Origin of the sequence: Streptomyces sp. CGMCC 4.7035, assembly GCF_031583065.1 — a bacterium.
GTDB lineage: Bacteria > Actinomycetota > Actinomycetes > Streptomycetales > Streptomycetaceae > Streptomyces > Streptomyces yaanensis.
Genome location: NZ_CP134053.1, coordinates 743,400 through 756,620 on the forward strand (window position 1 = coordinate 743,400; position 13,221 = coordinate 756,620).

A 13,221-nucleotide genomic window follows, 5' to 3' on the forward strand; every position below is an offset into this window, starting at 1 on the left:
CACTAAGCGGATCGGGGGGACGCCTGCGGTCATGCCCGGTATCGCGGTCTCATGGATGCTCGGAAGACCCGGCATGGGCAGGCCGATGATGTTTTCTCGGCGGCCGGTGGTGCACGCAGCCGACCGCCGCCGCGGTGAGCAGCCAGGACGGCAGCGTCTTCGGCTGCCGGGTCGCCGCTCTCAGGGCCGCCCACTGCCCGGCGTCGAGTGTCGCAGCCGCGGCAGGGGCGGTCCGCGTCCACCAGCCCGGAGACAGGTCCAGGGGTGGGTGCGGCCGGAAGATCACCCTGGAGGATCTCGGTGTGGGCCTCGGTCTTCTGGTGCGAGAAGCCCAACTCGGGTTCCACCGTGGGGAAGGCGGTGGTGGACAGCGGTCCACCGGCGAGTTCGACCGGTCTGCCCATGTCGGCACGCGTCCAGGCCACAGCGGCGGCGTGGACATGCTGCCGGGTGACGCCGTCGGTGACGCGCAGTCTCGGCCGCGGGTCCTCTGCGTCCTGTGGGGTGCGGCGCGGGTGGGCCACGAGTTCCGGGTCGGAGACCACCCGCTGCTCCCCGTTCTCGCCGGTGCCGTGCCGGCGGTTCTCGGGCGCGAACCACTGAAGGCAGCGAACGGCGGGCTGTTCAGCTACGAGTTCCCGGACATCGCCCCCAGACACAGCCATTCGCCCGCACTCCAATCGTTCGACTCATCGACTGGAGCAGCGCAGGCCGCCGCCACTAACCGGGGCTTGCCGCGTCACCGCCGCCCAGCGGAACCTGGAACTTGATGGCTGCAATATGGATAAACCTGCAAGCCCGGTAGCCGACCGCCGCTTTACTTGATCCACTATGGCTTAGAGGAACACCGATGTTCAACGTTCCCGCACCCCGTCACGAGGTCGCCCGAGGCCCGCACCGGGCCTGCGGCCGAGCGTGTTCAACCGCGCCGGAGCGGCAGTTGATCGGGACGTCATGTCAGCGCGCAGGTGGGGAAGTTGAAGCACCACGGGCACGGGCGCGTACAACAACGACATCAGGGCCTCGGGGAGCCGCTCGGCATGGGGTCGTACCCCCGAGCTACCAGAAGGCCCTGCGCACGTTGCCAGATCAGTGGAGAGAGACGGCTTCTCAGTCTTCGTCGGTCAACAGGCGCTCGCGGATGGCTGCGGGTTGCGCACGGAACTTGGTCGGCTTGGAGGAACTGTCGATTTCCAGTTCCCCTTGCTTGGCCATTCGCCGCATCATCTCGTACGTGGCGGTCCGTTGCGTCTCGGACGGGTCACCGCCCTGGATCCGGGAAGCCATATCGCCCGCTGTGAGCCAGTCGTCGGGTGATTCGAGCATGATCTCCCGGATGCGGGCTTTCCGGTTGACCGGCTTCGCTGGACGGACCGTTCGACGGGCGCGCGGCTTGCCTTTCGTCGCCTTGCTGCTGGTCCCGGCGGAGTGAGCCTGAGGCGGTGCGGCGGGCTCGGGTGCCGGGGTCGAATCCTGAGTAGCGGGCGGCTCCGGCGAGGCGTCAACGAATTCGCGAAGAGCCTCGATCGCCGAATCGATGCGCGCGAGTTGCTTGTCGAGCGCATCGCGTTGCGCCAAGACGTGTGACCGGCTCTGCAGCATCGCGGCGTATGCGCGGCGCGCTTCGGTGACCGCGTCTTCCACGGAGTTGCCCCTTTGTCGGCTGGATCTTGTTCGGTCTCGCTCCGACCTTGCAGGAAGGGTACAGTCTCATGGACCTGCCCCTTTCGTGTTGCTGAGGAATCGACGCGTCCTCCGGCGGTCTCGTCTTCTGCGTTGCCATATCGAACTGTGTGCCCGTGTCCGCCCCGTGCCCGTACCGGTGCTCGGTATCGGGCAGACCTCTGTGTGAGGGCTTCCCATGCCTAGCGACCCTGCCGGTCAGCCTCCCCACATCAACCTCGTCGATCCAGGGCTCTACTCCCACGGCGATCCCTTCGTGCAATGGCGATGGCTCCGGGCGAACGACCCCGTGCATCGCCACACACCCACGGACTACCCACCCTTCTGGGCTCTGACGAGATACGAGGACGTCAAGACCGTCTTCCGTGATGCCGAGACCTTCAGCTCCGCCCAGGGGATCCTCCTGCGGCCCTCGGGTCATGGAGCCGACCCAGGAGGCGGTCGCACCCTGGCGCTCACCGACCCGCCGCGCCACCGCCAACTGCGGGGGCTGGTCGACGACTGGTTCACGGTCCGTTCGGTGCGGGCCATCGAGGAGAAGATGCGGGAGGTCGCCGGCAGCGTCCTCGACCTCGCCGTGAAGCGCGAACACTGCGATTTCGTGGAGGACATCGCCGCACGGATCCCGCTCTACATGATCTGCAGCATGATGGGGGTCCCGGAACCCGACTGGGAGAGGCTGTTCACGTTGAGCCGCCAGGCTTTCGGGGCCGGAGACCCGATGACCCGGCGGTTCGCCCACCTGGAGATCATGGGGTACTTCGAGGATCTCGCCGCGGTCAAGGCGGCGAACCCGGCTGACGACCTGGTGAGCGTGCTCGTGGCCGGCGAGATCGAGGGCAAGCGGATCAGCCGGGACGAGGTCATCCTCAACTGCGACAACCTCTTTGTGGGCGGGGCCGAGAACACCCGTATGGCGGCGGCCGGTGGCATGCTCGCGTTCCTCGAACATCCGGAACAGTGGGCGCTGCTCGTCGAGGATCCGGCCCTCCTGCCGACCGCTGTCGAAGAGGTTCTGCGCTGGACGTCCACTCCGACGCACATCATGCGTACCGCGTCGCGCCCCGCCGAGATCCACGGTAGGCGCATCGAGGCCGGCGATCTGGTCACCCTCTGGATACCTTCGGCGAACCGTGATGAGGAAGTGTTCGCGGATCCCGAACGGTTCGATGTGCGCCGGCAGCCCAACCGGCACCTGTCACTGGGCTTCGGCGAGCACTTCTGCGTGGGAAGCATGCTGGCCCGGGTCGAGATCCGGCTCCTGTATCAGGAGCTCATCGAGCGATCCATCGGTATCGAGCTCGACGGCGAACCGGTCCGGCTTGACTCCATCGTGGTGAACGGCTTGGAGCGTCTGCCGGTGAAGCTGGTGCCGGGCCGTTCGTAGACCCGGACTCGGGCTTGTGCGCGTACCGCCGGGAGCCGGGCGCAGGAGTGCACGGCGGCTGTGCCTCGACCGGATCGAGGCACAGCCGCACGGCCCGCCTCGTCAGCCCACCTTCGACGCCCGCACCGTCGGGTCGATACCCGGGTCGCCCGGGTGCTGGGTCGCGAACTGCGTCCGGTACAGCTCCGCGTAGAGCCCGTCGGCGGCGAGGAGTTCGTCGTGGGTCCCGCGCTCGCGGACCCGTCCGGCGTCGATGACGAGTATCTGGTCCGCGTTGCGGACTGTGGAGAGGCGGTGGGCGATCACCAGGGACGTCCGACCGACCAGAGTGGCCTCCAGCGCTCGCTGGATGGCCGCCTCCGATTCGGAGTCCAGGTGCGCGGTCGCCTCGTCGAGGACGACGACCGGAGGAGACTTCAGGAGCAGCCGGGCGAGCGCGATCCTCTGCTTCTCTCCGCCCGACATGCGGTGGCCGCGATCACCGACGACGGTGTCGAGTCCGTTGGGCAGCGCGGCGATGGTGTCCCAGATCCGTGCGGCCCGGCAGGCCTCGATCATCTCCTCTTCCGTCGCCTCGGGGCGGGCGAACGCCATGTTGGCCCTGAGCGAGTCGTGGAACAGGTGGGCGTCCTGGGTGACGACCCCGATGGTCTCGTGCAGCGACCGCAGTGTCAGGTCCCGGACGTCATGCCCGCCGATCCGCACCGTTCCCGCCACGGGGTCGTAGAGCCGGGGGATCAGCTGGGTGATGGTGGTCTTCCCGGCGCCGGAGGGGCCCACCAGCGCCGTCATCTTCCCCGCCGGGGCGTGGAAGCTCAGGCCGTGCAGGACCGTCGTGCCGTCGGCGCGTTCCGGGACGTGCGACTGGATGCTTTCCAGGGAGCGAAGCGAAACCTCGGTCGCGCTTGGATAGCGGAAGTGCACGTCGGTGAACTCGATGTCCGGGGCCGGTTCACCGGCAGCGGCGGCGGGCAGCGCGCGGGCACCCGGGCGCTCGACGACGAGCGGCTCCAGGTCCAGCACCTCGAAGACCCGGTCGAAGCTCACCAGGGTGGTCACGACGTCGATCTGGATCGAGTTCAGCTGCTGAACGGGGCCGAAGAGGCGCGACAGGAGTGCGAACACCGCCACGAGCGTGCCCACCTGGAGTGTGCCGTGGACGACAAGGGTGCCGCCGATGCCGTACACGATCGCTGTCGCCAGAGCGACGATCAGCGAGGCGACGATTCCGAGCAGCCGTCCGTACACGCCACCGAGGACGGCGAGGTCCCGCATCCGGCTCGCACGGCTCGCGAAGGCTCGTGATTCCTCCTCCGGCCGGCCGTAGAGCTTGCTGAGCAGCGCGCCGCCGACGTTGAAGCGCTCGCTCATCAAGGAGCCGATCTCGGCGTCGACCTGCATACCTTCCCGGGCGATCCGCTGCAGTCGCGAACCCACGAACCGGCCAGGCACCAGGAAGAGCGGGATCAGCAGCAGGGACAGGAGCGTGAGCTGCCAGGACAGGTAGAACAACGAGGCGAGAACGAGGACCAGAGTGAGGAGGATGGACAGCGACTGGGACAGGAGCGTCGTCACCGCCTGCTGGGTCCCGATCACGTCGCCGTTGAGCCTGCTGATCAGGGAGCCGGTCTGGGCGCGGGTGAAGAACGCCATCGGCTGGCGCTGAAGGTGGTCGAAGACCTTCGTGCGCAGGTCGCAGACCAGGCCGTGGCCCACCCGGCCGGAGAACCATGCCTGGAGATAGCCGGCCACGGCGTTGACGATGGCGAGACCCGCCATCGCCGATGACAGGGCGACCACGGTTCCCACCCGATGGTGGCCGATCCCGTCGTCGATGAGCATTTTGAGCAGCAGCGGACTCGACGCGGCGATCGTCGCGTCCACGGCCGTGACCGCCAGCAGGGCCGCCACCGCCCAGCGGCGCTGGAGAACGAAGGGGATGATCCGCCGTACGGTTCCTGGACGGATCCGCTGGCGGGTGACCGATTCGTCCATTCGCATGCGCACGGGGCCCGCGGTCGGGCCGCCCGTCCTGGCCATTCAGAACCATCCTGCCTTGTGGCGGCCCGGTGCGGGCCGCTGAGGGTTCGACAACCGGTCGGCGTCGAGATGTGGGCGTCACGGGCATCCGGAGCCTGCCCGGTTCATCGCAATGCCCGGCGCCGCGGCCTCCGGATTTCGGCCGGCGCATCGTAGTCGGCATTCGGCAACCCCGTTGCGGGAGCTCAATCCGCCGCAACCGGATGAGTGGGCCGGTAAAAGGACTTCTGGATTCCGGTCGCCGCGCACTGTTCAACTGCGGCGCGGGAGCAGTCGAGCAGTGGGGCGGCCGGTCTGAGACCACGAAATCCCGCGGCCCGGACGCAATTGAAGGAATACCTTCTGCGTCGGGCCACGTGGATTCTCATTCTTCTGTCAGGGGTCTGCCAAAAGCACGCCCCGCTGACGTACTATTCGAAGCGATGTCAGGCGTTTCACACCGTACGCTCTGCCATCCTGGCGGCGAGCTGAGACCACATCTCCGCGTATTCCGCCGCCAATTGCCCGACCATAGCCGCGCAGTGGGGGGGCACTCCGGCAGTGAGATCGGACCAGCGCTGGGACTCGTTCGCGCTGTGCCGTAGGAGATGGAGGAGCGATCGACCCGTCTCCGTATGGCGCAGGGCCGGATCGCGCAACAGCTTCTGCACCACCGCGAGGGCGGAGACCGAAGGGGTCCGGGATGCGCGCTGGGTTCTGCTCGACGCGGCCCTCGTCGGCAGCTCGCCGCGCTCAAGCCGCTTGCGGACGTCGCTCGCCGTTGCCGGCGACACTCCGGCCTCCCTGGCCACCTTGCGGATCGAGGCCTCGGGGGACTGGGCCAGAAGTTCGGCGACTCTCCGGCGGCGCTCGTCGCTGTCGACGGGCCTGCTCTTGCCGTCGCGGCCGACTCTGACGTCGGCCCTCGGTATCTCGGACTCGCTGCGTTGCCTGATTCTGGCGATGGTCCTGGCACCCAGCCCTGCGACCTCGGCGATCGCTCGGTCGGAGAGATGAGGATGGGATCGGACGATCCGTGCTGCGGCCTTCTGTCGGTCCGCCTGCGAGAGCGGGAACCCGTGCGTCACATTGGCTTTGACGGCGTGCAGGAAGACGTCAGCCGACGGCCCGTCGAAGAACTCCACCTCAATGGTGTCGCGCCCTTTGAGCACAGCCGCCATGAGGCGGTGCGTCCCGTCGATGACCTGCATGCTCTGCCGGTCCACGAGAATGGGGGGAAGCGGTCCGTCGATCTCCGCCAGGCGGGCGACGTGCTCCGCGTTCTGGCCCTCCAGCCGTGGCGATTCCGCCAGCTGGAGCAGGGACACCGGCACGGTCGTGGTGCGACGCTCGGACTGCCGGGCCGTCCGAGGTTGTTCTGGGATGCTGGCGCTGCATTCGGGCGGTATGAGGTCGGCGTGGACCTTCACGATCTGATCTCTCCCCGTTGATGTGACTATACCCGGCCGCAAAGTACCAGAGCAGTGCGACAGGTGTCTCGAACACACGTGCCACAATGGGTCGTTGGGGTGTTCAACTGTCAACGCGACGCAGTTGAACAACCGTTGGCCAGCTCGGCCGCCGTCCTTCGTACGCGGTGACGGCTGTCGAAATTTGATTCGCGCGGATGCGGTCGGTCAAAGTAGCGCAGTCGGCGTGTTGATCGCCGGGAGTCCGTGGGGTTGGCGTCGAGCGCATCCGACGGCTCGTCAACTCAAGGAGGCCGCGCCCCGCCATGCCATACGTATCCGCCAACGGCATTCGGCTCGCCTACGAGCGCACCGGGGAAGGTGACCCGGTCCTGTTCATCATGGGATCCGGAGCCGGCGGACGCGTGTGGACCACGCATCAGACGCCGGCCGTGAACAAGGCCGGGTACCAGAGCATCATTTTCGACAACCGGGGCATCGCGCCGTCCGACGTACCGCCCGGTCCCTACACCCTGGCCGACATGGTCGCCGACACGGTGGGGCTGATCGAGGCGCTGGACGCGAGTCCGTGTCACCTGGTCGGCACCTCCCTGGGTGCCTCGATCGCGCAGGAGATCGCGGTCGGTCGCCCCGAGTTGGTGCGGTCCGCCGTCATGCTCGCCACCAGGGCGCATTCGGACGTCTTCCGCCAGGCGTTGTCGCGTTCGGACCAGGTGCTGGCCGAGAGCGGAGTGCAACTGCCCCAGGGGTACGCTTCCCCGAACACGGTGCTTCAGATGTTCTCGCCGAAGACCCTGAACAACGACGACGCCGTCTCGCTGTGGCTGGATGTCTTCGAGCTGTACGGGGACGCGGGCGCTGCGTCGAACGGGCAGGCCTGGGTGGATTCCGGGTCCGACCGGCGTGAACGGCTGCGCGAGATCACCGTCCCCTGCCGAGTGATCGCCTTCACCGACGACGTGATCTGCCCGCCGCACCTCGGGGCCGCGGTGGCGGACGCCATCCCGGAGTGCGACTTCGTGGAGATCGGGGACGCCGGCCACCTCGGAAACCTGGAGCGGCCGGACGAGGTCAACACCGCGATCATCGAGTTCCTCGACAAATTCTGACCAGCAGTCCGGCGAGCCGCCACCGGATGCCGCTCGGCGCTCGGGGGTCATCGCGGGCTTCCCCCTCGATCCCCACGGAGACGTGTCCATGACCGCTCGATCCCATGACCGACCCGGGCCCGACCCGGACCGCGCAGAGACCGAGGCCGTGCTGCGCAAGCAGCACCTGCACGCAAGCGTCGCGGACCCCGTCCTGGACACGATGACCTTCCTGAACGAGATCACTGCGCGGTATCCGGACGCGATCTCGTTCGCGCCGGGACGGCCGTACGACGGGTTCTTCGACATCGAGGAGATCTTCAAGCACATCCGCCGCTACCTGGAGTACTTGGAGGACGGCGGGGTCTCACCCGCGGACATCCGCGACGCCCTCTTCCAATATGGTCCGACCGCCGGCCGCATTCGCGACGTGATCGCCGATTCGCTGCATCTGGACGAGGGGATCGATGTCTCGCCCGAGTCCATAGTGGTCACGGTCGGATGTCAGGAGGCGATGTTCCTCGCGGTGCGGGCCCTGATCGCGCGGCCGGAAGACGTGCTCATGGTCTCAAGCCCCTGCTACGTCGGCATCACCGGCGCGGCGAGCGTGCTGGGCGTCGAAGTCGCCGCGGTGGAGGAGGGCGCCGACGGATTCCGGTGCGCCGATCTGCGGGCCGCGGTGCTGGCGGAGAGGGCGAAGGGCCGTAACCCCCGTGCCTTCTACGTCGTACCGGACCATTCCAACCCCTCGGGTACCACGATGCCCCTGGACACGCGCCGGGAGCTGCTCGACGTCGCCACCGACCTCGACATCCTCATCCTGGAGGACAGCCCCTATCGGCTGGTGAGCCCCGGCCGGCAGCTGCCGACCCTGAAGTCCCTCGACCGCCGGCGCCGGGTGGTGCATCTCGGATCCTTCTCGAAGACGCTCTTTCCGGGAGCCCGCGTAGGATTCGCCGTCGCCGATCAGGTGGTCGTCGACGACGCGGGACACAGCAGCCTGCTGGCCGACGAGCTCACGAAAATCAAGAGCATGGTGACGGTGAACACCTCACCCCTGAGCCAGGCGGTCGTCGCCGGCATGCTCCTGTCCGCGAACGGTCGTGCCACCGACCTCAACGCGAAGACCTCCGTGTACTACGGCGAGGCCATGCGGGCGACGCTGCAGCGGCTTGAGGCCAGCCTCCCGTCGGCACGCAGAGCCGAGCTCGGCGTCAGTTGGAACGAACCCGAGGGAGGCTTCTTCCTCACCGTCAACGTCCCCTTCCGCGCCGACACCGAGGCGCTGGCACGCTCGGCCGGGGACTTCGGAGTCATCTGGACCCCGATGTCCTATTTCCACCCGCAAGGCGGCGGAACGCGAGGCATCCGCCTGTCCACGAGCTACCTGACGCCGGACGACATCGCCGAGGGGATCACGCGGTTCGCGCGGTTCATCGAAGCCGAGGCCGGGGCCGCGGACGCGCCCGGAAAGAACTGACCCGTCCGTTTTCTCTTCAGGAGGACCGAGCGAATGACCAAGGTGTCCGTCAAGCCGCGCAGTAAGCCCCGTATGTGGGGGTGGACCTTCCGATGACCGTCAGCTTCGACATCGACCATCCGGAGGTGCTGGACCTCCCCGCACCGCCTCCGCAAGCCGTGGTAGCACCGGAGCCCGCGCGCATTGCCGGCGTCGGCACCGCGGTGACCCCGGAGTCGTACACGCAGCAAGAAGTCCTGGACCTCTTCGCGATCTCCGATCCGAAGATCCGCTCGGTCTTCCTCAACAGCGCCATCTCCCGTCGCCATCTGACCCTCCCTTCGCCGGACTCCGGGGGGAACCGGGCTTCTGAGCCCCAAGGCGACCTGCTCGCGAAACACGCGCGGATCGCGGTCGACATGGGACTGCGAGCCCTCCGGTCCTGTCTGGACGACGCCGGCGCGGGCCTGGCGGACATCGACTACCTCTGCTGCGTCACCTCGACCGGGTTCCTCACCCCGGGGCTCAGCGCACTGATCATCCGCGAGGCGGGGATCGATCCGAGCTGCCACCGGGCGGACGTCGTGGGCATGGGGTGCAATGCCGGGCTCAACGCCCTCAACGCGACGGCGGCCTGGGCCCGCAGCAACCCCGGACGGCTGGCCGTCATGATCTGCTCCGAGGCCTGCTCTGCCGCCTACACCTTCGACTCGACGATGCGCACAGCGGTCGTCAACAGCCTGTTCGGTGACGGTGCGGCGGCCATCGCCCTCGTCGCCGGAGACGGGGAGGCCGCCGACGGGCCCCGTGTGCTCTCCTTCGCCAGCCACATCATCACCGACGCGATCGGGGCGATGCGCTACGACTGGGACGGCGATCAGAACAGGTTCAGCTTCTACCTCGATCCCGGCATCCCCTATGTGGTCGGTGCGCACGCGGAGCAGGTCGTGGACCGGCTCCTGTCCAGCGCGGGCCTGCCGCGCAGCGCCGTCAAACACTGGGTCGTGCACTCCGGCGGGAAGAAGGTCATCGACGCGGTGCGCGTCAACCTCGGTCTCACCCGCCACGACATGCGCCACACCACGGGCGTGCTCTCCGACTACGGCAACCTCTCCAGCGGCTCGTTCCTGTTCTCGTATGAACGGCTGCTCGGGGAAGGGGTCGTCGAGTCCGGCGACTACGGAGTCCTGATGACCATGGGGCCCGGTTCGACCATCGAGACGGCGCTGGTCCAGTGGTGACGGGTGACGGCATGCATCAGAGCAGACCTATGCAAGGGCAGGGAGAGGTAGTCGTGGGGACGGCAAGGGAGACGCTGTCGATTGACGGCCGACAGCCCATATCCGCTGAGCTGGCCGCTCAGGTCGGCGAGCTGTGCGACAGGGTCGAGGACATCGCCGGTCGCGGACCCGTGGTCGTCCACGTGTCCGGTACACCCGCGCAGGGACGGAACGAAGGGCTGACCGTCGCCACGGTGAGCCGTTGGGAGCGGGCGCTGAGGCGCCTGGAGCGACTGCCGACCACCATTGTCGGCGTCGCCGACGCAGAGGTCGGCGGGCCGGCCCTGGACGCGCTGCTGGCCACCGACTACCGCATCGCGACGCCTTCGGTGCGGCTGACGATGCCCGTCGACTCGGGCGCGACCTGGCCCGGCATGGCCCTGTACCGGCTTGCGCAGCAGGGATCGAACACCGCGGCGGTTCGCCGGGCACTGCTGTTCGGCCATCCGATAGCCGCGCGGGAGGCGCTGGCCCTCCAACTGGTCGACGAGGTGACCGAGGACGTCGCAGGGGCGCTGGCGGCCGTGGCCGAACTCACCGGGGCCCTGTCCGGGCGGGAGCTCGCCATCCGTCGACAGCTGATGACCGACGCGGCGACCACCAGCTTCGAGGAAGCCCTCGGCGTGCATCTGGCCGCCTGCGACCGGACATTGCGGCTCGTGGCGACGGAGGCAGCATCGTGACGGCCGACGCCGGGGAGACCGGACCGGAGCATTCGCGGGCCGTCCGGGGCGCACTGCCCGACGCCAGGAAGGCCCTGGCGCTGGCCGCGGAGCGGGCCGCGGGCGTTCTCGCGGCGCTGCCCGAAGTCGGCAGGCGCTCCCCCGACGAACAGGCGGCCGCCGCGGCGGCGAAGGGGGATGTCAGAGCGCTCCGTTGCGCGTTCCTGGACACGCACGTGGATGCCGTCTACGGCGAGCTGACGGATCATGGCACGCGCTACCTCCGCCTGGGTGAGCTCGCGCAGTCCGCGTCGACCCGGTTCCCCGGCCTCGTACCGACCCCCGAGCAGCTTGAGGCCGAGCGGAGCCGGCCCCAGGCCTCCAAAGAAGGCCATGAGATCGACCAGGGCATCTTCTTCCACCGGGTGCTCGGTTCCCACTCCAGCGGCCGGCACCTGCTCGACGCCATGCTCCGGCCGACCCCACGCGCGCTGGACCTGCTGCCCGAATTCTCCGAGACCGGGCAGGCAGACCTGGGCTCGGTGCGCATCGAGCGGCGCGGTGGCGCGGCCCGGCTGACCATGTGCCGTGACGACTGCCTCAACGCCGAGGATCCCCGTCAGGTCGAGGACATGGAGACCGCTGTCGACCTGGCGCTGCTCGATCCCGGCACCGAGGTCGGTCTCGTCCGCGGCGGAGTCATGAGCCATCCCCGCTATTCCGGCAGACGCGTCTTCAGCGCCGGCATCAATCTCAAGGCCCTGCACAGCGGGGGCATCTCGCTGGTGGACTTTCTGCTGCGGCGCGAGCTGGGCTACATCCACAAGCTGCTGCGCGGAGTCCTCGTCGAGGATCCGGCACGCTGGCACTCGCGGATGGTCGAGAAGCCCTGGGTCGCGGCGGTGGACGGCTTCGCCATCGGGGGCGGGGCTCAGCTCCTGCTCGTCTTCGACCATGTGCTCGCCGCCTCCGACGCCTTCCTGAGCCTCCCCGCTGCTCAGGAAGGGATCATCCCGGGCGCCTCGAACTTCCGGCTTCCCCGGGTCGCCGGAGCGCGGTTCTCGCGTCGTCTCATTCTCGGGGGCCAGAAGATCTGGGCTGCGGAACCGGACGCCCGGCATCTGGTCGACGAAGTGATCGATCAGGCGGAACTGGACGACGCGGTCGAACGGAGCCTGGAGGTGTTCCGGGGGCCGACGATCGTCGCCAACCGGCGGATGCTGATCTCCGCGGAGGAGTCTGTGGACGCGTTCCGTCTCTACATGGCCGAGTTCGCCCTGCAGCAGGCGCTGCGCATGTACGACGACGACGTACTCGACAAGGTGAGGCGGTTCTCCACCCGGAGATCGGCTGTGCCGTCGTGAGCGGTGCCGACCGACCGCGGGTTCGCTACGAGAAGAGGGACGGCGTCGCCTGGGTCACGATCGACCGGCCGGACGTCCTCAACGCGATGGACCTGCGGACCCACGAGGAACTGGCCGATGTCTGGGACGACTTCGAGTCGGACGACGACCTCCGGGTGGCGGTGCTCACCGGGGCCGGCAGCCGGGCCTTCTCGGTCGGGCAGGACCTGCGCGAGCGCGCACGGCTGAACGGAGCCGGGGCGGCGCCGACGACGTTCGGCAGCCGCGGCCAGCCCGGCTGGCCGCGGCTGACCGAGCGGTTCGACCTGAGTAAGCCCGTGGTCGCGAGGGTCGACGGCTACGCGTTGGGTGGCGGATTCGAACTCGCTCTGGCCTGCGACATCATCATCGCGAGCCAACAGTCGGTCTTCGCCCTGCCTGAGGTCCTGCTCGGTCTGGTTCCGGGGGCGGGAGGCGCGTTCAGACTCGTCAGGCAGCTTCCGCTGAAGGTGGCGATGGGCTACCTGCTGACCGGGCGCCGCATGACGGCGGAAACGGCGCTGCGGTGGGGATTGGTGAACGAGGTCGTGCCCGCCGACGACCTCGATGCGTGCGTCGCCGAGTGGGTGGACGCGCTGCTGCGAGGCGCCCCGCTGGCCGCACGGGCCATCAAGGAATCCGTGATGCGGTCGCTCGACATGGCGTTGGACGAAGCGTTCGTGACGCCGTTCGAGTGGGAGCGGCGGCGGATGCACAGCGAGGATGCCGTAGAAGGCCCCCGTGCGTTCGCGGAGAAGCGCGAGCCCCGTTGGCGCGGCATCTGACAGGCAGGGTGGGAAGGCGGACAGAGTGGAGTCCGACGACGCGGGC

The 13,221-nt window shown here is 68.4% G+C and carries 11 protein-coding genes; 7 read left to right on the plus strand and 4 right to left on the minus strand.

Going from position 1 to position 13,221, the window contains the following annotated elements:
- Positions 1-29: 29 nt before the first annotated feature.
- Entirely contained in the window at positions 30-665 is a 636-nt protein-coding gene (locus tag Q2K21_RS03235) for a hypothetical protein (RefSeq protein WP_310764142.1), read from the minus strand.
- Positions 666-1,110: 445 nt separating this feature from the next.
- Complete coding sequence (locus tag Q2K21_RS03240) at positions 1,111-1,644, minus strand: hypothetical protein (protein WP_310764144.1); 534 nt, start codon at positions 1,642-1,644, stop codon at positions 1,111-1,113.
- Between the two features lie 217 nt (positions 1,645-1,861).
- On the opposite strand from Q2K21_RS03240, the gene Q2K21_RS03245 reads away from it, so the two are divergent.
- The gene (locus Q2K21_RS03245) at positions 1,862-3,070 is read left to right on the plus strand and encodes a cytochrome P450 (protein ID WP_310764146.1); all 1,209 of its coding nucleotides are present in this window, start codon (positions 1,862-1,864) and stop codon (positions 3,068-3,070) included.
- Between the two features lie 102 nt (positions 3,071-3,172).
- Here Q2K21_RS03245 and Q2K21_RS03250 read toward each other — a convergent pair whose 3' ends face one another.
- On the minus strand, positions 3,173-5,110 hold the full coding sequence (locus Q2K21_RS03250) for an ABC transporter ATP-binding protein (protein ID WP_310764148.1): 1,938 nt from the start codon (positions 5,108-5,110) through the stop codon (positions 3,173-3,175).
- Between the two features lie 434 nt (positions 5,111-5,544).
- The gene (locus Q2K21_RS03255; RefSeq protein WP_310764150.1) at positions 5,545-6,519 is read right to left on the minus strand and encodes a cell cycle transcriptional regulator TrcR; all 975 of its coding nucleotides are present in this window, start codon (positions 6,517-6,519) and stop codon (positions 5,545-5,547) included.
- Between the two features lie 305 nt (positions 6,520-6,824).
- Here Q2K21_RS03255 and Q2K21_RS03260 point away from each other — a divergent pair, with 305 nt between their 5' ends.
- The 6 genes from Q2K21_RS03260 (at position 6,825) to dpgD (ending at position 13,175) form a co-directional block, all read left to right on the plus strand.
- On the plus strand, positions 6,825-7,628 hold the full coding sequence (locus tag Q2K21_RS03260) for an alpha/beta fold hydrolase (RefSeq protein ID WP_310764152.1): 804 nt from the start codon (positions 6,825-6,827) through the stop codon (positions 7,626-7,628).
- An 88-nt stretch (positions 7,629-7,716) separates the two neighbouring features.
- A complete protein-coding gene (locus tag Q2K21_RS03265; protein WP_310764154.1) occupies positions 7,717-9,087 on the plus strand; it encodes an aminotransferase-like domain-containing protein in 1,371 nt (456 codons plus the stop codon).
- A gap of 92 nt (positions 9,088-9,179) precedes the next feature.
- Positions 9,180-10,307 carry a 3,5-dihydroxyphenylacetyl-CoA synthase DpgA gene (dpgA, locus tag Q2K21_RS03270; RefSeq protein ID WP_310764156.1) on the plus strand — a complete coding sequence of 376 codons (1,128 nt, stop codon included), beginning with the start codon at positions 9,180-9,182 and terminating at the stop codon, positions 10,305-10,307.
- Positions 10,308-10,360: 53 nt separating this feature from the next.
- A complete protein-coding gene (gene dpgB / locus Q2K21_RS03275) occupies positions 10,361-11,029 on the plus strand; it encodes an enoyl-CoA-hydratase DpgB (RefSeq protein ID WP_310764158.1) in 669 nt (222 codons plus the stop codon).
- On the plus strand, positions 11,026-12,372 hold the full coding sequence (dpgC, locus tag Q2K21_RS03280) for a (3,5-dihydroxyphenyl)acetyl-CoA 1,2-dioxygenase DpgC (RefSeq protein WP_310764160.1): 1,347 nt from the start codon (positions 11,026-11,028) through the stop codon (positions 12,370-12,372). The genes dpgB and dpgC overlap by 4 nt, the downstream gene beginning before the upstream one ends.
- Positions 12,369-13,175, plus strand: a complete 807-nt coding sequence (gene dpgD, locus Q2K21_RS03285) for an enoyl-CoA-hydratase DpgD (RefSeq protein WP_310764161.1) — start codon at positions 12,369-12,371, stop codon at positions 13,173-13,175. The genes dpgC and dpgD overlap by 4 nt, the downstream gene beginning before the upstream one ends.
- Positions 13,176-13,221 lie beyond the last annotated feature (46 nt).

Excerpts from the sequence above, each read along its gene's own strand:
- Q2K21_RS03245 (WP_310764146.1), top strand. The coding sequence starts at position 1,862 with ATGCCTAGCGACCCTGCCGGTCAGCCTCCCCACATCAACCTCGTCGAT.
- Q2K21_RS03250 (WP_310764148.1), bottom strand. The coding sequence starts at position 5,110 with ATGGCCAGGACGGGCGGCCCGACCGCGGGCCCCGTGCGCATGCGAATG.
- dpgA (WP_310764156.1), top strand. The coding sequence starts at position 9,180 with ATGACCGTCAGCTTCGACATCGACCATCCGGAGGTGCTGGACCTCCCC.
- Q2K21_RS03260 (WP_310764152.1), top strand. The coding sequence starts at position 6,825 with ATGCCATACGTATCCGCCAACGGCATTCGGCTCGCCTACGAGCGCACC.
- Q2K21_RS03235 (WP_310764142.1), bottom strand. The coding sequence starts at position 665 with ATGGCTGTGTCTGGGGGCGATGTCCGGGAACTCGTAGCTGAACAGCCC.
- Q2K21_RS03265 (WP_310764154.1), top strand. The coding sequence starts at position 7,717 with ATGACCGCTCGATCCCATGACCGACCCGGGCCCGACCCGGACCGCGCA.